At 57.1% G+C, this 19,311-nt stretch carries 23 protein-coding genes; 9 read left to right on the top strand and 14 right to left on the bottom strand.

Features of this window, described 5'->3' with window-relative positions; all coding sequences use genetic code 11:
• From NTW95_04100 to tsaE, 3 genes are all read left to right on the top strand, one after another.
• Nucleotides 1–852: hypothetical protein (locus NTW95_04100; protein ID MCX6556603.1), on the top strand; the 852-nt coding region annotated here is incomplete at its 5' end.
• A complete protein-coding gene (locus tag NTW95_04095; protein ID MCX6556602.1) occupies nucleotides 852–2,414 on the top strand; it encodes an NAD(P)H-hydrate dehydratase in 1,563 nt (520 codons plus the stop codon). The genes NTW95_04100 and NTW95_04095, both read left to right, overlap by 1 nt.
• Nucleotides 2,383–2,850 carry a tRNA (adenosine(37)-N6)-threonylcarbamoyltransferase complex ATPase subunit type 1 TsaE gene (gene tsaE / locus NTW95_04090; protein ID MCX6556601.1) on the top strand — a complete coding sequence of 156 codons (468 nt, stop codon included), beginning with the start codon at nucleotides 2,383–2,385 and terminating at the stop codon, nucleotides 2,848–2,850. Before NTW95_04095 ends, tsaE begins: the two co-directional genes overlap by 32 nt.
• 35 nt (nucleotides 2,851–2,885) lie before the next feature.
• On the opposite strand, the gene NTW95_04085 is transcribed toward tsaE, so the two are convergent.
• Entirely contained in the window at nucleotides 2,886–3,596 is a 711-nt protein-coding gene (locus tag NTW95_04085; protein MCX6556600.1) for a DUF2461 domain-containing protein, read from the bottom strand.
• An 86-nt stretch (nucleotides 3,597–3,682) separates the two neighbouring features.
• Nucleotides 3,683–4,279: a methyltransferase domain-containing protein gene (locus tag NTW95_04080; protein ID MCX6556599.1), complete on the bottom strand. Its 597-nt coding sequence runs from the start codon at nucleotides 4,277–4,279 to the stop codon at nucleotides 3,683–3,685.
• Nucleotides 4,280–4,388: 109 nt separating this feature from the next.
• Between NTW95_04080 and NTW95_04075 the strand changes: the two genes are divergently transcribed.
• From NTW95_04075 to NTW95_04065, 3 genes are all read left to right on the top strand, one after another.
• Complete coding sequence (locus NTW95_04075; protein MCX6556598.1) at nucleotides 4,389–4,649, top strand: hypothetical protein; 261 nt, start codon at nucleotides 4,389–4,391, stop codon at nucleotides 4,647–4,649.
• A 350-nt stretch (nucleotides 4,650–4,999) separates the two neighbouring features.
• The gene (locus NTW95_04070; protein ID MCX6556597.1) at nucleotides 5,000–5,914 is read left to right on the top strand and encodes a diacylglycerol kinase family lipid kinase; all 915 of its coding nucleotides are present in this window, start codon (nucleotides 5,000–5,002) and stop codon (nucleotides 5,912–5,914) included.
• Nucleotides 5,911–6,627, top strand: coding sequence for a lysophospholipid acyltransferase family protein (locus NTW95_04065; GenBank protein MCX6556596.1), 717 nt, complete (start codon nucleotides 5,911–5,913; stop codon nucleotides 6,625–6,627). The genes NTW95_04070 and NTW95_04065 overlap by 4 nt, the downstream gene beginning before the upstream one ends.
• Before the next feature lie 47 nt (nucleotides 6,628–6,674).
• Here NTW95_04065 and ptsP read toward each other — a convergent pair whose 3' ends face one another.
• The 10 genes from ptsP to NTW95_04015 all read right to left on the bottom strand — a co-directional run bounded on the left by ptsP (nucleotide 6,675) and on the right by NTW95_04015 (nucleotide 15,031).
• Nucleotides 6,675–8,432 (bottom strand): phosphoenolpyruvate--protein phosphotransferase, encoded by a 1,758-nt coding sequence (gene ptsP, locus NTW95_04060; protein ID MCX6556595.1) that lies wholly within the window; start codon nucleotides 8,430–8,432, stop codon nucleotides 6,675–6,677.
• Nucleotides 8,433–8,702: an HPr family phosphocarrier protein gene (locus NTW95_04055; GenBank protein ID MCX6556594.1), complete on the bottom strand. Its 270-nt coding sequence runs from the start codon at nucleotides 8,700–8,702 to the stop codon at nucleotides 8,433–8,435.
• Complete coding sequence (locus tag NTW95_04050) at nucleotides 8,695–9,099, bottom strand: hypothetical protein (protein ID MCX6556593.1); 405 nt, start codon at nucleotides 9,097–9,099, stop codon at nucleotides 8,695–8,697. The genes NTW95_04055 and NTW95_04050 overlap by 8 nt, the downstream gene beginning before the upstream one ends.
• 45 nt (nucleotides 9,100–9,144) lie before the next feature.
• Nucleotides 9,145–10,065 carry an HPr(Ser) kinase/phosphatase gene (hprK, locus tag NTW95_04045; GenBank protein ID MCX6556592.1) on the bottom strand — a complete coding sequence of 307 codons (921 nt, stop codon included), beginning with the start codon at nucleotides 10,063–10,065 and terminating at the stop codon, nucleotides 9,145–9,147.
• Nucleotides 10,066–10,080: 15 nt separating this feature from the next.
• On the bottom strand, nucleotides 10,081–10,653 hold the full coding sequence (locus NTW95_04040; protein MCX6556591.1) for an HPF/RaiA family ribosome-associated protein: 573 nt from the start codon (nucleotides 10,651–10,653) through the stop codon (nucleotides 10,081–10,083).
• On the bottom strand, nucleotides 10,643–12,046 hold the full coding sequence (rpoN, locus tag NTW95_04035; GenBank protein MCX6556590.1) for an RNA polymerase factor sigma-54: 1,404 nt from the start codon (nucleotides 12,044–12,046) through the stop codon (nucleotides 10,643–10,645). The genes NTW95_04040 and rpoN overlap by 11 nt, the downstream gene beginning before the upstream one ends.
• The gene (gene lptB / locus NTW95_04030) at nucleotides 12,047–12,763 is read right to left on the bottom strand and encodes an LPS export ABC transporter ATP-binding protein (protein MCX6556589.1); all 717 of its coding nucleotides are present in this window, start codon (nucleotides 12,761–12,763) and stop codon (nucleotides 12,047–12,049) included.
• 307 nt (nucleotides 12,764–13,070) lie between these two features.
• Complete coding sequence (locus NTW95_04025; protein MCX6556588.1) at nucleotides 13,071–13,472, bottom strand: biopolymer transporter ExbD; 402 nt, start codon at nucleotides 13,470–13,472, stop codon at nucleotides 13,071–13,073.
• A gap of 3 nt (nucleotides 13,473–13,475) precedes the next feature.
• Nucleotides 13,476–14,105, bottom strand: coding sequence for a MotA/TolQ/ExbB proton channel family protein (locus tag NTW95_04020; protein ID MCX6556587.1), 630 nt, complete (start codon nucleotides 14,103–14,105; stop codon nucleotides 13,476–13,478).
• 2 nt (nucleotides 14,106–14,107) lie between these two features.
• Complete coding sequence (locus tag NTW95_04015) at nucleotides 14,108–15,031, bottom strand: hypothetical protein (GenBank protein MCX6556586.1); 924 nt, start codon at nucleotides 15,029–15,031, stop codon at nucleotides 14,108–14,110.
• Nucleotides 15,032–15,243: 212 nt separating this feature from the next.
• Here NTW95_04015 and NTW95_04010 point away from each other — a divergent pair, with 212 nt between their 5' ends.
• Complete coding sequence (locus NTW95_04010; GenBank protein MCX6556585.1) at nucleotides 15,244–15,831, top strand: hypothetical protein; 588 nt, start codon at nucleotides 15,244–15,246, stop codon at nucleotides 15,829–15,831.
• 39 nt (nucleotides 15,832–15,870) lie between these two features.
• Here the strand turns inward: NTW95_04010 and NTW95_04005 are convergent, their stop codons facing one another.
• Entirely contained in the window at nucleotides 15,871–16,779 is a 909-nt protein-coding gene (locus tag NTW95_04005; GenBank protein MCX6556584.1) for a hypothetical protein, read from the bottom strand.
• Between the two features lie 477 nt (nucleotides 16,780–17,256).
• Nucleotides 17,257–17,640: a DUF6498-containing protein gene (locus tag NTW95_04000; protein ID MCX6556583.1), complete on the bottom strand. Its 384-nt coding sequence runs from the start codon at nucleotides 17,638–17,640 to the stop codon at nucleotides 17,257–17,259.
• Between the two features lie 80 nt (nucleotides 17,641–17,720).
• Here NTW95_04000 and NTW95_03995 point away from each other — a divergent pair, with 80 nt between their 5' ends.
• Complete coding sequence (locus NTW95_03995; GenBank protein ID MCX6556582.1) at nucleotides 17,721–17,915, top strand: hypothetical protein; 195 nt, start codon at nucleotides 17,721–17,723, stop codon at nucleotides 17,913–17,915.
• Nucleotides 17,916–17,918: 3 nt separating this feature from the next.
• A complete protein-coding gene (locus NTW95_03990; GenBank protein MCX6556581.1) occupies nucleotides 17,919–19,304 on the top strand; it encodes a S28 family serine protease in 1,386 nt (461 codons plus the stop codon).
• Nucleotides 19,305–19,311 lie beyond the last annotated feature (7 nt).

The following is a 19,311-nucleotide window of genomic DNA, read 5'->3' as shown; positions in this document are numbered from 1 at the left end:
ATATTCCTGGAATTCGGCGGCCGGGAAAAAAATTATGAAATCCACCTGCTTCGGCTTTACCACATCCTGGACCTGATTGCTCCCGTCGACCTCAAACTGGTCGAAGATGTCATCCTGAGCAATCCGGAGTTCGTCCCGGCCGAGAAGCTGGCCGGGGTCTTTTACCTGGATTCGGACGCCGTGATGGAAATCGAGGAAGAAGAGCGGGACCGCCGCCAGGGATTGATCGAGGAAATGAAGCGTAAGCGCGAGGATTCGCGCAAGCACCAGCTGGATGAAGAGCTGAAGGTCAAGGAAGAGATCCGCCTCATCCGCGAGGGGCGGCGTAAGAAGCGCGAAGAGGAGATGTGGCAGAAGGAGAAGCTGCTTCATGAGAAGGAATCGCGGCGCCGGCAGGAAAGCGCTTTCCCTGCGGGCGACAAGCTGCCGGGCGCAAGCGCGGACGGCCGCGCCAAGAAGCCGTACGCCAGGGAAGATGAAGCCCAGGCCAAGGCCAGCATCCCCCTCGAGGCCACCCTCGCCAAGCCGGAGTCGGGCAAGAAACTGAAGAAAAAAATTGATGTCGAAAAAACGGCGAAGACGGTCCGCAAAGGGCAAAGGAAGATCCTGGAGGAAAAGATCGAGTTGGATGAAATAAAAAAGCAGATGCTGCAAACCGATATCAGCGAGATCGTTTCCGAAACCGAAGCGGCGCTGGAAAAGAAAAAGCCGGTCAAGGGCGAGGAAGTGCGCTACCAGGATGAAGGCGGTTTTGGCGGCATCCTGGCCAGCCAACTCGATGAAATCGTGAAGAAGGACACGAAGCAGGATGCTGGCAGCGAAAAGAAAGGCAAAAGGAAGGCCGAGAAATAATGAAAATTCTGCTCTTTTCTTGGATCAAGGAACTGGAGCGCTTGGCGATCGAAAAAGCGGGGATTCCGTCCATTGTGCTGATGGAGAACGCGGCCCAGGCGGCCGCCGCCTGTTTCGCAGACGAATTCCCACCCAACCGTTTCCCCGACTGCCTGGTGCTGGCCGGCAAGGGCAACAATGGCGGCGACGGCCTGGCCATCGGCCGCCAGCTGCTGGAACTGGGCTATGGGGTGCGCTTTCTCCTCCTTGTCCCGCCCGCTCAGCTCAGCGCCGACGCCAGGACCAATTATGATCTCATCCGCGCCCTGGAAGGCGATATCGAGATCATCGCCAATATGGCCAAACTCAAAAAGATCCTGGCCGAGCGCGACGCCGAGGGAACGTTCCTGGTTGATGCCGTGTTTGGTACCGGCCTTGACAAGCCGGTGACCTCGGGATTGTTCGCCGAAGCTCTCGAGGCGGTCAATGAATCGGGCATTCCCGTCGCCGCCGTGGACATCCCCTCGGGTCTGGGTGAAAGCTTTCCGTCCGAGGCCGGTATCCATGTCCAGGCGCGGGTAACGGCCGCGCTGCACAGCTTGAAGTGGGCCCACCTCGCTCCCGACGGCTGCCCGGACTGCGGCAAGATCCGCGTCCTTCCCATCGGCATTCCAGATGGTCTGGAAGACGACAAGGAACATTATATCCGCCTGACCGAGCCGGCCGATTTCAAGGCCTTGCTGGCCAGACGCAAGGCGGATGCCTACAAGGGGACATTCGGCCATGCCCTGGTCGTCGCCGGCTCCAATGAAAAACCGGGAGCCGGCATTTTGGCTGCGTTCGCCGCCCTGAAGGCCGGGGCGGGACTATGCACCGCCGCCGTCTCGATGCGCAACCGTGACCTCTACGTTCTGGCCCATCCCGAGATTATGACCTTGCCCTACGAAAAGCCGGAGGAGCTCTCCGGCCGGCTGAACGACTTTTCCTGCGTCCTGGCCGGCCCGGGAATGGGCAATCGGCTTTCCACCCTGAAAACCGTATCGCTGTTGCTGAGGGAATCACACCAGCCATTCGTCCTGGACGCCGATGCCCTCAACGTGCTCCAGGGCCAGACCAACCTGCTGCCGACGCGCAGTTCACGGCCGCTGGTGCTGACGCCGCACCCCGGCGAGTTTGCCCGGCTGACCAACAAAACCCTCAAAGAGATCCGGGATAACCGCCTGGGCCTGGCCAGGGAATTCGCCCTTAAGTACGGCCTTTACTTGGTTTTGAAAGGACATCATACGCTGACGGCGACCCCCGAGGGCCGGGTCTGGGTCAACCAGACCGGCAATCCCGGAATGGCCACGGCCGGCAGCGGCGATGTCCTCAGCGGCCTGATCGCCGGCCTGATCGCCCAATTCCATCCGCAGCAGCCGATGGAAACGATCCTGGCCGCCGCCGTCTTCCTGCACGGTTTCGCCGGCGATCTGGCCGCGCGCCGGACCGGCGAAATGGGGCTGACGGCCAGCGATATCGCCGCCGCCATCCCGAAGAGTATCCTGGGCATCGATGGATTCCACTCTCCTTTCCTCGGCTCCTGAAGACACGCAGGCCATCGGCCGGCGGCTGGGACTCCAGCTGCGCGGGCAAGAGATTATTCTGGTCAGTGGCGACCTGGCGGCCGGGAAGACCATTCTGATCAAGGGCATCGCTTCCGGGCTGGAAATTCCCGTGCCGGAAGTGGTCAGCCCATCCTACGTGCTGATGAACCAGTACCAGGGCATCCACCCTTTGTTCCATTTCGATCTGTACCGCTTGGGCGGACTGCTCGGAGCCCGGGAAAACCCCATTGACGAGTTCATCGGCGCCGGGGTGGTGGCGGTGGAATGGGCGCAGTACCTGCGGCCCGAATATTTTTCCCTGGCCGGAGTCATCGTCGTGGACATCGCCACCCTCAAAAACAATCGTCGCCGCTTGCGCCTGCGCACGGAACTGCCTTATATCACCGAAGATATTTTCGGTTTTGCAAAAACATGACGAAGTAGTGACAGGTCGCGACCTGTCACTACCCTTTAAAAATCGAAATTGCCGTTTCTCAGGTCGGTCAGCCATCGATGCAAGGGTTGCAGCAAGCTGAACTTGTCGGTGCAATACTCAAGCAACGCGGCTGAATAGAACTCATTCGGTATTTTTGATTCCCAGGCGGCATACAAGCCGTTGTGGAGCAGCAGCCCGGCATTGGCATGGGCGGGATCGGTCCCGGGCGGGAGGCGCTTGTAGTGCGGGTTGCCGAGGATGAAGCCCGGCCGGGCGAGGATTTTCCTGATGATTGCAGCCAGCTCGTCGCCGTATTCCGGGTCGAGCGCGGCCTGGCGGAAACGCTCGAGCAGCGGGCGCGGGAAAATGTAGATTCCCCCTCCCAGCATCATGATGGGCGGTTCCAGGTGGAAGTAATAGCCCGAGCATTCCATTCGCCCCCCCTGGCCCTCCCAAAAATATATCCCCAGATGGGTCTTGTACGGCGTCTTGTCCTGGCTGAAACGGGTGTCGCGGAAAATGCGGAACAACGAACCGTTCGCACGCGGGTCGGCGTTGATCCCGGGGGTGAGGCGTTGCAGCCGCTCGCCCATGGCAACGACAAATGCCTGGGCCGGCCGCAGCACGAACTCATCATAGTGGCGGCGCTGGGCCGCGAACCACTCGCGGTCGTTGTTTTTCGCCAGCTCGCGAAAGAATTTAACGGTCTCTTTGGAAAACCCCTTGAATTCATCCGCTGACGCCATATTTACCTCCGCGTGGTTGGGACAGGCCGAGTATAGCACAGCAGCAGGCGAAAAGCCCAGCCTTCGTGGAGGTGCGTTCCGGCCGTTTAAACCAGGGCGAAGCCGTAGGTCATGGGGATGGTGAAGTCGCTGCGACCGACGAAGGGCGTGATGCGGCTGATGGCGACCTCGCCTATCGACTCCACTTTCAGTCGTAGCTCCTGGTAGTCCTTGAATGACTGGACCGTTTCGTGTTTTTGCACCTTCCTGGGCCGACAGGCGTGAAGCGCTTTCCAACTCCTGGCGACCTTGTCCTCCTCGGCGACATGGTACGCCCACTCCGATCCGGGGAAATGGTCAGCGACCAGGACGTCTCCGGCCAGCTCGCGGGCGTGGGCTAGGGCTGTGGCGGGATCTGGCAATTCGTGCAGGCAGAACTCGAACAGCACCACGTCGCCCTTTTGCTGGCAGCGATAGAAGTCGGAAAGGATGATGGTGAACTTGTTGGCGAGGTCCGATTTTTTCAGGTTTTGGCGCAGCGTGTCCAGCGCCGCGGCGCTGCTGTCCACGGCAAACACTCGCTTGGCCGGTCGCGCGTACTCGATCATCTGCCCGCCGCCGGCCCCGATTGAGACGATGGTCTTGCCGGTGAAATCGTAGAAGCCGAGCAGATTGCTCAGCAGTTGTTTGATGTCAGCAGCCATGGTCGTATTCTGAAGACAATTGGCGTGAATGTCAATTGAATTTCGCCGGCTGCGGGTACGCGCCATTCGTTTGTGGTACTATAGCCAATCATACATCTAGGAGGCTGCGATGAATAAAAGAGACGTGGTGGCGCTACTGATCAGCACCCGCAGCGAGACCGCTATGAACGTGCAAAAGATACTCACCGGCTGGGGCTGCTTGATCAAGACCCGGCTTGGCATTCATGACGGCGTGCTCGACAATTGCTCCCAGACCGGCCTGGTGCTGCTGGAGATGGTGGGCGAGGACGCCAAGATCGACGAGTTCGTGCGCAAGCTCAACCTGGTCAAGGGGGCCACGGCCAAACGCATCACCCTGAAGCTGAAATAGAGGCGCGATTCCGCAAACCCTTGCAGGTCGGATGTTATCAGGAAAAGGCAATGTTATCGGTAATATCGGCGTGACATAGTTGTGCAAAAAAAGAAGAGTACGGAGCAATCAGGTTCTTTCATCCCTTTTCGCGAGTTTTCCACACTCTGATGTTCAAACCTCCGCCGATATCCCTTCATGGCTGGTCGATGAGGCGGCAGGAAAGGCAGGTATTGAGTAAAAAACAGCCAAAAAAATGGGTTATCCAGCGCCCTGGCAATCCATGAGTCTTTCGGTTACAGTTAAAGGAAGGAAGGAATAAGGCGGGGAATCCGGGTTGTCTTTGCCTCGGGCCTGTGCTATAAATAGCCATGCTTCCCGACCTCAAAACCATGCTCGTTCTGAATCCCCATGCCGGCAAGGGCAAGGGGCTCAAGGCTTTCGCCGCCATCCGCACGACGCTGGCCGAGCGCATCGGCCGGATGGATGTCAAGGTTTCCGAGTATGCTGGCCATGCTTTCCAGATCGGCCGTGAAGCCGCCAGCCAGGAATACGAGAGAATCCTGACCATCGGCGGCGACGGCACCCCCTTCGAGATCGTCAACGGCCTGTACGCCGACGGGAGGCCGGAAAAGCCGGTGGAACTGGGCATGATACCGGCCGGCACCGGCAATTCCTTCCTGCGCGATTTTTCAATCCTGAATTGGCGGCCGGCCGTCGAGAACATTCTGGCCGGAAAGCGCCGCCAGGTCGATCTGGTGGAAATCGTCTATCAGCGCGGGCAAAAGAAAATCAGGCAATATTACCTCAACATCCTGGGCGTCGGCCTGATCGCCGACATCCTCAAGCTGACCAACGAGAAGCTCAAAGGCTTCGGTTCCATGGGCTACAGCCTGGCCGTGCTGCTGCGCCTGGCCAAGGGCATGCGCAACCGCATGCTGCTGACCGTCGACAATGAAAAGATGGAGGTCGCTGACAGCGCCCTGGTCATCTCCAATTCCAAGTATACCGGCGGCGGCATGAAGATCGCCCCCGCCGCCGACAGCGGTGACGGCAAGGTGGACCTGGTCATCTTCGCGGGTGTCAACCGCCGCGACATCCTGAACATCTTTTCCAGGGTGTTCAAGGGCACCCATGTCGGGCATCCCAAGGTGAAGCATTTCCGTGCCGCCGAGATCGTGATCGACAGCTGCCCGCAGGAGCAGCTCATGGCTGACGGCGAACTGCTGGGCGCGACGCCGCTGGCGCTGAAGGTGCTCCCCGGCGAGCTGACCATCCTGGCATGAAGAAAGCCGCTGCCGCCGCTCTCTCGCTGCTGATCTGGTGCATCGGCGGGATCTGGTTCTTTTTCGGGGCGCTGTTCCTATTGTTGATCGGCATTTTCCGCGCCGGCGGTTTTTTTGAAGGCTGGGTGAAGGGATTGTGCCGCTCGCTGGTCTGGATCTGCGGCATCCGGGTCACCCTATCGGGCCGGGAAAACTTCCAATCGGGCCGGCAGTACATCCTGATGATGAACCACGTCAATCTCCTCGACGGTTTTGTTTTCTACCGCAGTTTCCCGGGTTGGGCGCGCGGTATCGAGGAGGAGAGCCACTTCGACTGGCCGGTCTACGGCTGGGTGATCCGGCGCATGGGCCAGATCCCGGTCAGCCGCAAGAGCGGCATCAAGGCCATGGAATCCCTGCGCCGCGCCGCCGCGCTGATCAGGCAGAAAAAAAATTTTTCCTGCGCCGTATTCCCGGAAGGGACGCGCACCCGCGACGGCAAGCTCGGGCCTTTCAAAAAAGGCGGCTTCCTGCTGGCCCTGGAGACCGGCCTGGACATCCTGCCCCTGGTGCAGAAGGGGGCTTATGAGATCAATCGCCGCAGCAGCCTGCTCATCCGCCCCGGCCGGATCGAATTCTCAATCGAAAAACCCATCCCGGTGTCCGGATATACCAAGGAAACGATCACCCAGTTGACGGATAAAGTCAGGGATGTATTTTTAAAGTACGTGTAATGATTGCCTGCTCCGTCACGCGTCACGAATACCTGGTTCGATAATTTCTAGAACAAGCGTTGGCGGATCAGCAGGTCGGGGTACAGCTTCAGCAGCGATTCGGTGAGGTATTCCTCGATTTCCGTACGCGAGCTGAAGCGGTCCAACTCGGCGACGATTTTTCGCAAACGGCTGTAATGGATCTGGGTGAACACCCTCTTGATCTCGGCGATGGCCATGGCGTTCATGGAAAAATGGGTGAAGCCCATGCCCAGAAGCATCAGCGCCTGGAAGCACTTGCCGGCCATTTCGCCGCAGATGGTGACTTCCTTGCCGATGCGGGCCGCTTCCTGGCGGATCTCCTTGAGGATGTGGACGAAGGCCGGGTGGAAGGGGCTGAACAGGTAAGCCACCTCGCTGTTGTTGCGGTCCACGGCCAGCAGGTACTGGATCAGGTCGTTGGTCCCGATCGAAAAGAAATCGACATCGTCCTTCAGGTAGCGGATCAGCCGCACCGCGGCCGGGATCTCCAGCATGATGCCGACCGCGACGTCCTTCTTCGGATAATGGCCCTCGTGCAGCAACTCCTCCTTGGTTTCGGCCATGATGGCCCGGATGGCGTGAATTTCCTCGATCTCGGTGATCATCGGGAACAGGATCCTGATGTTGCCGCTGCTGTTGGCCCGCTGGATGGCCTTGATCTGGATTTTGAACGCTTCCTTTTTCTTTAGGAACATGCGCACGGCCATCAGTCCCAGCGAGGGGTTCTCTTCGCGGCCGGGCGCGGCTGCGTCCGATTTGTCGCGGCCCAGGTCGTAGGTGCGGACGACCAACGGATGGGGGAATATGTTCTGGGCGATGCTCTTGTATATCAGGTACTGCGCTTCCTCCGCCAGGTTCATTTTGTCGTCCAGGTACATGAATTCGGTGTGGAACAAGCCGATGCCCTTGGCCCCGTACGCCTGGACAATTTCGCTTTCGAAAGGGAGCTCGATATTGGCGTAGAGATGGAACTGATGATGGTCGCGGGTCAGTTCCGGCAACTGGCTGAGCGTTTTAAGCTGTTCGCGGTAGATCTGGTATTTTTCGCTCTTGATGGTGATCTCGGCGACCACGGCCTGGGTGGGCTGCACGATCACTTCGCCGTTGATGCTGTCCAGCGCCAGTTCATCGCCGTCTGCGATGGATTCGGTGGCATTGGCGGTGTCCATGATGGCGGGAATGCCCATGGTACGGGCCAGGATGACCGTGTGCGATGTCTCGCCGCCCTTGTTCAGGACCAGGCCCAGCAATTTGTTGCTGCCCATCAGCTTGGCGGCCTCGGAAGGGGTGATGTCGTCGGCGACCAAGATGACCTGGCCGGGATGGGCGGCCGGCGACGAGCGGCCGCTTCTTTTCAGGTTTTCGATCAGCCGGCTCAACACGTCGGAAATGTCGTTGCTCTTGGTCTTGAATGAGAGATCGGGAATGGTGTTGAAGATGCGCAGGTATTTTTTTTCGGTTTCCTTGATCGCCCACTCGGCTTTGACCAGATTGCCCTTGATGGCGACCTTGATTTCGTCCAAAAGATGGTTGTCCTGGATGAGCATGTACTGCGTCTCGATGATCAGGGCCGAGTCCCGGCCCATGACCTTTTGCAAGTCGCGGTTGATTTTCTTCAACTGGGCCTGGGTTTTCTTTACCGCGTTTTCCAGGCGCCAGATTTCCCTTTCGACCGACTTTTCAGCGATTTTTTCGGGCCGGATCACCTCCCGGGCGGAATCATAGAGCATGGCCTTGCCCATGACGATTCCGGGCGAGACCGCTTTACCCTTGATGCGGATCATTCAGCTTTCTTCGTCGAATTTGCGGTTGAAAAGCTCGCTGATTGCAGTGATGGCTTGCTGTTCATCGTCGCCGCTGGCTTGCAGGATGATCTCGTTGCCGACCGATGCGGCCAGAGTCAATATTCCGAGCAGGCTCTTGGCGTTGACTTTATCCTCGTTGTAAATCAGGTAAATATTGGCGTTGAACATGTTGGCCAGATGGGATAATTTGGCGGCGGCCCTGGCGTGCAGGCCCAGCTTATTGATGATTACCTGCGTTTTTTCAATCATTTTTTTCTCCTATGTATTCGCTGATGATATTGACGCCCTCCACGGCTCCCTGGGCGACGGTCTTGATGATTTCCTTGAAATTCCTCCCTTTTTCCTCGTGGCAGAAAAACTTGAGCAGGCCGGGGAGATTGACCCCCGATATGACTTCCACGTTCTTGTTGATGAAGCGGGACGCGATATTGGAAGGCGAACCGCCGAACATGTCGGTGAAAATAATGATCTTGTGGCCTTTGTTGGCGGCCATGAATTTTTCCAGCTGGGCGATCATGTCGCTGCCGTCGCCCTGCCAGTCGAAAGCGATGGCCTCGATGGCCAGCTTTTGCTCCAATATCTTTTCGGCCACCTGGATTAATTCATGGCCCAGGTTGCCATGGGTGATGATGAGGCTCTTAATCATTTGTAGTCACCTCGGACCCCGGGGTTTTTGTGCGGCTGCGGCTGTTCATGGGTTTTCCTTTTTTGATTCGAGGTAGCTCTTGCGACCGCTCTTTTTAACCAGGAAATTGCGCATGGCCACCTCGATGATGGTCGACAGGTTCCGTCCAGGCGCCACCGGCAGCGTGATCAGCGGGATATCCAGGCCCAGGATCTTGAAATAGAAACTGTCCTCGCCCAGGCGGTCGTATTTTTTTTTGGCATCCCATTTTTCCAGGTTGATCACCAGGTTCAGTTTTTTTTCATCGAGCACGGCCGAGGCGCCAAAGATGTCGTTGATGTTGATGATGCCCAACCCGCGCACCTCCATCAGGTTCTTGATAATCGGGTTGGAGCGGCCGACCAGGTCATCGTTGGAGTCGAGATAAAACTCGGCGACATCGTCGGCGATCAGCTGGTAGCCCTTGTTGACCAGCTCCAGGGCGGTTTCGCTCTTGCCGATCCCCGAAGCGCCGGTGAGCAGTACGCCCTGGCCCATAATGTCCATCAGCACCCCGTTCAGCTTGATTTTCTTGGAAAAGTACTGGTAGAGAAAGGCGTTGAGGCGGGAAATCAGCGGCGCCGTGTGCAGTTCCGAGATGAGGATCGGGGTATGGAAATGGGCGGCCATGGCAATCCAGTCCGCTTCGATGGCGATGTTTTCGGAAACGATGATGGCGGGCAGTTTCAGCGCCAGGTAGTTCTTCAGTAGGCGGTTTTTCTCGTCGTCCTTCAGGTTGTGCAGGTAGCCGATCTCCGTTTTCCCGAAAACCTGGATGCGGCCGGTCTGGATGTGCTTCAGATAGCCGCTCAAGCCCAAGCCGGGGCGCTGAGGCCGCGGGTGGCTGACCGAGTTGTTCAGCCACTTTTCATTATGGATTTTTTGGATCTTGAGCGGGTTCAATTCCAGGATTTGCCTGATCTCGATCCCCTTGATATCTTTGGGCATCAACGGACCGCCTGGTTACAGCTTCGGTTCCATCAGGGAAATGCCGCCGTTTTTGCCGAAAAAGACGGCGGCCAGGCGGTTGGTTTCGGCATTGACGAACATGTAGCCGTTTTCACCGCTCTCCTTGAGAAAAAACACCGCTTCCTCGACCGTGATCGGCTTGGAGGAATAGTTCTCGGAAATGACGATGTTGCCGGGCTTGCGCGCTTCGGCGCTTTCGTCCCCTTCGGGGGCTGCGCGTTTTTCGCCGGTCATGAACCCCAGCGTCCGCTTGAAGAATCCGTTGCTGCCGGCCCTTTTTTTCTCTTCCTTGAGCTTTTCCTTGTTTTTCTTGGCCTGGTTCCTGAGGGTGGCCAGCGTGTTGCGCACCGCCTGCTTCAGGATTTTGTTGCGGTCCTCGGCGTAAAACGAATTCAAACGCGTTTTCAGGGATATTTCCACTTTATAGGAGAGTTTTTCTTCGTTGATGATCACCTCGGCGTCGATGATCGCCCCGGCGATCTTTTCGATGTCGACCAGGTGCTTTTCGATAAAGGCTTTCAAAGCGCCCGGTATCTTGATGTTCTTGGTGGAAAAGTTAATGCTCATTTTTTACTCCTTTTATTTTGTTTTCTTTTTTCCTGACGAACGAGCTGGGGATGTTCAGCTCTTCCCGGTAATTGCGCGCCGTGCGCCGGGCGATGCGGATGCCCAGGTCGGCGAGCTTGGTGGCGATTTCATCATCGGCCAGGGGCTTGTCCGGCAGTTCGTTCTGGATCAGTTCCTTGATCTTGTCCTTGATGGTGTTGACCGAATGCGAAAAACCGAAATCACCCTTCAGCCCGTAACTGAAAAAATCCTTCAAGGCGATCAGCCCTTTCTCCGAGTTCATGAACTTGTTGCTGACGGCCCGCGAGATGGTCGATTCGTTGAGGTTGATTTCGCGGGCAACGTCCTTCATGGTCAGCGGCTTCTTCCACTTGTCGCCGAAATCCAGGAAATCCTTCTGGGCCTTTACCAGGAATTCGGCGATGCGCAGGATGGTTTTTTTGCGCAATTCGATGCTTTCGATGAAAAACTGGGCGTCGCGGTAGCGGGTTTTCAGATAGGAAACGGTTTTTTTATCCTTGGCCTTGTCCAGCATCTCCCGGTAATATTGCGACAGCGACAGCCGCGGGATGCCCTCTTCCAAATAGATGACCCGGTATTCGCCGTTTTCCTTGATCAGCATCAGGTCCACCTGGGCGTATTCGATCTCTTCATGGTCGAAGGCTTCGGCCGGCCTGGGATTCAGCCGCTTCAGCCGCGCGGTGAGGGGGAGGAGCTCTTCCATGGCGATCCCCATCTGGCGGCAGATGGCCTCGTAATTGGAGCGGGAGAGGTCTTGCAGGTGGTCGCGGATCAGCCGGCGCAGCTTTTCATTTTCCGGGGCTTCGCCGACCTGGGCCAGCAGGCATTCCTGGAGCGATTTGCTGGCGCAGCCCGGGGGATCGAAGCGGGTGACGAGCCGGCGCAGGCGTTCGATCTCGTCCGGAGTGGTCTGAAGCAGCGAGGCGATGGACTCGATCTCTATTTTCAGGTAGCCGTCTTGGTCCAGGTTGTAGATGATCTGGCGGATGATTTCGATCTCGGCCTCCCGGCCGAAGTTGGCCATGGCTTGCTCGAGCAGGTAGTCGGCCAGGCTGATGAAGGAGGGAGTCATGGTTTCCAAAGCTTTGTTTTTGTCGACATCGTCGGGATTTTTTCTTAGAAAGCCGTGTTCCTCATAAGGGGTCATGAATGACGTATCGGCCCTTTCCATTCGTTGCTGGATTTCGTTGGGTTCGGCTTCCTGGGCGGGCTTTTCCACCGTCTCGATTTCGAGCATGGGATTCGCTTCGACTTCGTTCTGCAGGGTCTCGATCAATTCCAGGTGGTTGGTGGTCAGCAGCTGGATGAAATAATGCATCACCGGGGTGATGGTCAGTTGCTGGGAACCTCTGAGCTGGAGTTTAATCGGCATTCAATTCCACCTGAATTCTTCTCCCAGGTATTCCTTCTTGACCCTCTTGTCGGCGATCAATTCCTCGGATCGCCCCTCAAAGATGACCTGGCCGCTGTGAATGATATAGGAACGGTCGGTGATTTTCAAGATCTCACGGACATTGTGATCGGTGATGATGATGCCCATGCCCCTGGCCTTGAAGGTCTGGATCAGTTCCTGCAGCTCGATGATCTGCATCGGATCGATGCCGGCAAACGGCTCGTCGAGAAGCAAAAAATCTGGAGTCAGGATTAGGGAGCGGGCGATCTCCAGGCGGCGGCGCTCGCCGCCGGAAAGCTGGTACGCCTTATGGTCCTGGATCGGTGTCAGTCCCAGGTCGTTCAGGATCTCCTCGATGGGCCGGGAAGACTTGTGCCCGACCATCTGGGCGATGGCTTTCACATTTTCCCAGACGCTGAGGCCGCGGAAAACCGATGGCTCCTGGGGCAGGAAGCTGATGCCCAAGCGGGCGCGGCTGTATACCGGGAGCTGGGTGATTTCCCGGCCATTGAGGCGGATTTCGCCGCTGTCGGGGCGGTGGAGGCCAAGGATCATCAGGAAGGTGGTGGTTTTACCGGCGCCGTTGGGGCCGAGCAGACCGATGATTTCTCCGGACTTGACCCCCAGGGTCACGCCGTCGACCACTGCCCTTTGGCGAAACGATTTGCGAATATGGTGTACTTCCAATGTGTTCATTGCTTTTTCGCGCTAGCCACCCCGGATCATTGTAGCATTTCATTTTTCGGGTGTCAAATGCAGGCGGGAGGCTTTAAAATGACCGTTTATCGGCAATATTCAAAAATTATTTTTATTGGGTGTAGGGGTTCAATATCGTCACAGTATGGTTTCAGCAAGCTTAGTAATCTGCTGAAACCATATAGTGTGACTATACGAACACTAGATGTTTTTGGCGACTTTCTGAATGGCCAAAAACATAGTGTTAGTATGATCTCGATTGATCTCGTATTGAACCCCTACAGCGGTTTGTCCAGAGAATTGTTTTCTATTTCTCCGGCTTGGTGCCTATAATCAGCTTTTTTATGCCGCCGCGCTTGGCCATGTCCATGACGCGCACGACCAGGCCGTGGGTGATCTCCTGGTCGGCTTTGAGCACCAGGGCGGCATCCTTCATCTGCGGCAGGGCTTTCCTGATCTCTTCTTCAAGCCCGGCCAGGGTCACGGCCTGGCGGTTCAGGAACAAATCGCCTTTTTTGTCGACGGTGAGCACACACTCCTGCGCTTCGTTGTTGGCCGATGCCCTTGCGGTCGGGAGTTCAAGTTTTATTCCCGGCTGCTCCAAAAAAGTCGACGTGATCATAAAAAACAGCAGCATCATGAACGTGACGTCGATCAGCGAGGTGATGTTGATGATCACCTTGCGGCGCGGCTTGGCTCGCAGCTGCATGGTTCACTTCCCCTGAACCGGTGCGAAGGAGGATATCTTGTTCAGCAGGCGGTTGGAGTACTTCTCGATCTCCAGCACCAATGCGTCGGCCCGGCTGGAGAAGTAATTGTAGGCCACCAGCGCCGGGATGCCGATGAAAAGGCCGGCGATGGTGGTGATCAGGGCTTCGGAAATGCCGGCGGCCAGTGACGTGGCCTGCCCCACCCCCATTACCGAAATGACTTTGAAAACCTTCAGGATGCCGAGCACCGTGCCCAGCAGTCCCAGCAGGGGGCCGATGCCGGCGACGGTCTCCAGCACCCCAAGCCCTTTTTCCAGCTGGTGGACCTCCTGGCGGCCCTGGTCGAGCAAGGTCTCCTTGATTTCCTCCCTGGGCAAGTTATGGTTTTCCAGGGTACTGCGGATGATATTGGCGAAAGGCCCGTGGTGTTTCTCGCAAATGGAAACGGCCAGGGGAAAGTCGTTCGCCCCTTTGATGTTCTCCAGCACGCTGACCACTTCGGGGACGATGATCTTGCGACGCTGCAACGAGATGAACTTCTCGATGACGATGGCCAGGCCGGCGACCGAGCACAAAAACAGGGGAATCATGCAGATGCCGCCTTTAACCAGAAATTCCCAGACATTTTTCATTTTTAGCCTCGCTTGTTTTTGATGAAAAAAGAAAATTTAGCCGTTACTTGCAAATAAGGTTCTGGAAAATTGCCGGGCAGTTTTCGGAACGGGGCCGAAACTTTTATCGCGGTGGTGCTGGTTTCCATCAGCGAGTGGTGCCCCTCATAGGCGAGCAGTTCCAGGTCGCGCAGCTCGCCGCTGGGATAAATCTTGAAGCGCAGCATGGTGTTGCCGTCGATCAGTCCCAGTTGGGAAAAGGCGATGGGCGGGAAAATGTTTCGCCTGATCCGCTCCTTCAGTTCCAGCATGTACGGGGCGAAATCCCAGTTGTAGGTGTTGAACGACAATCCGCCGCTGTCGGCCACCTGCGTGTCAGGATGATCGTGCGCCACCCCAGGCATGGACGGCCGCGGCAGGGTTTTGCCCCGGCCCGGTTGCGGTTTGGCCTGCGCCAGGGTCGAATCAACGGCTTCTCCGCTCAGCGGTTCCTGATCGGCTTCGGCCTGGCTCTTGTCGGCGTCGGCCGTTTTTTCCTCAAGCTGGGCGCCCGCTGCTGCGGACTCCTTTTCCGGGATGGCCGGCTGCGGGAACAAATCGTGGGAGGGGAAATCACCCGTCGCGTAGGGGGCATCGCCCAGAGGCAGGGCGGCTGGCGGCTGCACCTGGTTGCGGGCCAGGGCGTTTTTATCGGATAAAAAATCGGCTTTTTGCGGGTTGGGGGTGATCTTGGCGTCGGCCGGGGTAGCGATCACCTCGCGCGGCAGGTTGTTCTGTGCTGGCTGCGCCAGATCAAAGACCAGCGGCGAGCTCGCTGCCGCGGCCGGCGGCGGGGCGGGAAAAATCCGGGTGATGTCGAGCTGGATGAAACTGTCCCAGAAAGCCAAGATCAGGATATGCAGCAGGATGGACAACAAAACGATCTGCCGCTTGACCTTTGCTTCCATGATGTTCGCCTTTTCCGGAAAGGATTTTGCGTTCCGCAATCTATTATACAACATGTTGGCCCGTTTTTTCTTGCAGGGCCGCGATTATTAAGACGCGCACGATGCGGTAAAAGTTTCCCCGGAACAGCGCCAAAAAGAATTTCGGCCCGATAATTTTGCATTGACCCGGTTTTGTAATATAATAGAAGCTACGATTCAAGCGAAGAGGTGCCATGCTCATGAAAATGAAAACAAGATCCGTGTTCGCAGTCCTGCGCGTCGCATTGCCTGCCTGCGTGCTGATGGTGTCGCTGCTGAGTTGCAGTTTTTTCGGCATTCCCAACTACGAGCTGACCGTGACCGTCCGCGACGGCGTCAATGGCTCGCCGGAGAGCGGAGTCCATTTATATAAGGATTTGACCGCGGTCGAGTACGCCTACACGCCAGCGGACTACAGGTACACGGTCGAGGTCATCTACGAGGGGGCGCAGATGAGCGCCTCGGGAAGCTTCACCGTCTACACCAACGTGGCCCTGGAAGCCCGCCTGGTCGACATCCGCGACGTATGGACCATCACCTTGTACGATTCGAGCTCCAACAAGCTGATCGACGCCGACGTCACTTTTTCCGGGACCACCATGCTGGGCGGAACCTTCAGCGACAGCCGCGGCCTCGACGGCACCTGGGACGGGACAAGCAATGCCTTCACCATGACCTACAGCAATTGGGAAAGCTATATCCTGACCGGGTACCTCTTCAACATGAGCGGACTTTGGAGCAATGGCGACGCGGGGGGAACCTGGAGCGCTACCCGCAAGTAGAACGAGGCTTGTGGAAAGTCAGTTTACCTTATTTGCCTTTCACAGGGCCATTGCATTGTCTATCGCTTCCCAGTCGATTGTGTCTTTAGAAAAAGATAGTTTCCAGGATGGCACCGAGTTGCTGATAGCGACGGTGATTTCGCGGGCCTTTGCTTGCAAGGGCGGGGGCAGAATGGCCAGTTGATTTTTGTGTTCTTCCCAGAGATAGCGGCTCAATTCTTTTGGTGGCAGAGGATTGAGGGCGAAATGTCCGGATTTTTCCAGTAAAAAAAGGCCGCTCAGCGGTGCCTGGAGTTTGCTGTTGCAGTAAAGCCCCCAGGGTGTACCGCTGGCTTGAAAACCACCATGGGTTTGGCGAACCAGCACCTGGTCATCGCAAAGAATGGTTCCTTCGGGAGAGTTCCTGGCCGCGGTGGTCTTGCCCCCCTCATCCGGGGCCAAAAAAACCGCTGTCTTGCCTTTGCGCACGACGGCCGAGGCGTGGAGCAACATGGCCGAAAAATGGGGCATAAAAAGGGCCAGCATGGCCGGCCCGATGCAGTGCTGTCTGAGTTGATTGCCGAAATCTGGATTGAAAAACATGTCGGCGCGGTGGGTTGAAAAATCGAGAATGGTCACTGCCTCCTGGTGCATCTCGACTACCAGCTGATCAGCATGCTCTCGGGCTTGTTCCAAGCTGGCCTTGACCTGGGTTGCGGCCAACAACGGACTTTCGCGACCGATGCGGCAGGCTTGGGCCAACAGCGTATCGCTCTCCGGATCCAGGGGCGGCAGAATCAGGTCAGCGGGGAGGATAATCTGGTAATCCCAGCAAATGTCGGCCGCGGTCGTATCGCCGCGGAAAGGGTCGAAGCGATCATCATTTAAAAAAGGCAGGTTTTGCGGAGAACGAATAACGATATTCAGGCCACCGATGACAAAAGTTTGTCTAATGTCTTTCAGTTTCATTGAATTTAGGGAACAATGGCCGTCGCTTGTTTTTAGCGGTCGGCTGATCCTACGGCACAGATTTGAAATGGGTTCGCGCCCGTGCCGCAACCATAGGCGGGCAAAAGGCCGGTCGGATTGCAGGCGCCCACCTGGCCGGGACTGGAACCTGAATAACAAATACCCTGTGGTCTTGGCCTTTGGCCGGAGGCCGTGGCGTCGGACAAATCGCGACAAAACGGAGGTTGATAGCGCGCCTTTTTTTTCATATGTCGGTTCCCTGGCCGCTTCTCATTCTGTTCACATGGTTCCAAACATAATTTTATCACAAATAATAAAAAATGCAATTGCGCACAAAATGATAAGTACAGCTTGCCTAGGTTTGCTGATCCCTGGCGATGGTAAGAAAGCAGCCACCTTCATTTCAGCCCGGCGCTGCCTGTTGATGTTGGAATTTCCTGTGTTCCAGGAAATGAAGGCCCAGGTCGATGATGGTCTTCAAGCTGACCAACACCACCAAGGCGTAAACCGGGGAGCCCTTGGCCTGGGCCCAGGCGTGAACATGCCGTAGTGGACGATGAAAAAAACGATCATCGCCCGCCGGTCCGATTGCTGTACCGGCCTGTCGTTCAGGGTGGTGCTCGACGAAGCGACCGAACCCTGGGCCCGCCGCATCTTGAGCACGTTGTAGAACCCGACCACCAGGTTCTCGGACCAGTAAAAAACCATGATCGGGGTCACGTCCCAGTTCAGGGCCAGCACGCCGAGCAGCGGCATCAGGTTGGCCGTGAGCAGGGCCAGGCTGGAGGCGCGCAAGCGCTGGCGTAAAGTTTTTGCCGGGATGGTAGCCTCGGCCCCGGTTGTTGCCATGGTGGAGTCCATGGAACGATTGTAGCCGAATGGCGGCCGTTTGACAAGGCACAGCAGCGGCTGCTGACGGTGACCTTGCTCCCGGGAGGGGCATGGTCGGTAAATTGGCTGTATTCCGAAAAAACTTACTAAAGTCCTATGGAATTGACTGGGATATGATTTATTATTGGTTCATGGAAAATTGGTTTGTGCCGAACGTCCCACTGTTGCGATCCGGGCCGCGACAGGGCTGGCGTGTGCAAAAATATGTCCCGGTGCAATATGGCTTTGATCGTCTGGAGGAGTGAACGATGATAAAAAAATGGTTCAGCTTGCTGGCGATTTTTTGCATGCTCCTTTCCTGCAGCCACGGCGGCGGGAGCGAGAACGAAAACGAAACCCTGTTGCAGAAGCTGCAGAAACTTCCCGATGTCATCGTTACCGAAATAGCTCCTCCCCAGGGGTATTTGCAGGCATTCCAGATCGATGTCGGCCAGCCCGTCGATCATCGCTATCCCAACGGCAGCAAGTTCCATCAGCGCATCTACCTTTCCCACCTGGGTGACGATCGGCCCATGGTGCTCAGCACGCGCGGTTATGGCGTGACGAGGAATTCCCTAGATGAGTTGACCATCCTGCTCAACGCCAACCAGATCGTGGTCACCCACCGCTATTTCCCCAATGCCAAGCCTTCCCCGGTCGATTGGCGGTTTTTGAACATCTGGCAGGCGGCCAGCGACCATCATCGCATCGTGCAGATGTTCAAGCCGTTGTATCCGGGAAAATGGGTCAACGAGGGCGCATCCAAGGGGGGGATGACGGCCTTCTATCACCGCCGCTTTTTCCCCGCCGACGTGACCGCCACCGTGGCCTATGTGGCGCCGATGATGTTCGGGGTCGAGGATCCGCGCTTCCGCGCCTACCTGCTCGAGCAAGCGGGCACGCCGGCCGACCGGGATAAGATCAAGGCTTTTCAGCGCCTGCTGCTCTCCAGGCGCGCCGAGCTCCTGGTGCTGGTGCAAGACCTTGCCGCGCGCAACGGTTTTGCCTGGCCCCTGGGTGACGAGGCGACGCTGGAATATGCGGTGCTGGAATACCTTTTTTCCTTCTGGCAGTATGGCGACGGCGACACGTCGAAGATCCCGGCCGCCGATGCCGCGCCCGATGTGCTGTTCAATTACCTCGACCAGGTTTCAGGTTTCAGCTATTACTCGCCGGCGACCATCGCCTACTACGAGTCTTTCTACTACCAGGCTTACAGCGAGCTGGGCTACACCCCCTATGTCTACGACCATCTCGTCGACCTGCTGGCCGCGGTGCCGGCGCCGACCTACCGCGTCTTCGCCCCGGCCGGCGTCGCCATGAATTTCGACGCCGGAGCCATGATCGGCGTGAATTCCTGGCTGCAGGCCAGCGGCAACAATATCATTTACATCTACGGCGCCAACGATCCCTACACGAGTGCGGCGGTCGAGCTGACCGGACAAACCAACGCCCTGCGCGTCATCCAACCCAACGCCAACCACTTGATACGGATCGCCGGACTGGACGAAAGGGAGCGGGTGTTGCGCACGCTGGGCGAATGGCTCGGAATTTCCATCAGTACATCGGTGGGCCTCTGGGAGCGGGCCGCCGTTGCCAACCGGGAGCAGGCCGCGCTCAACAGGGAGGAATCCCGCCTCGGCGGCATGCGCTAAGCTAGGA

This window comes from Candidatus Aminicenantes bacterium (genome assembly GCA_026393795.1).
Classification (GTDB): domain Bacteria; phylum Acidobacteriota; class Aminicenantia; order UBA2199; family UBA2199; genus UBA2199.
This window is presented reverse-complemented; position numbering and strand designations above follow the sequence as displayed.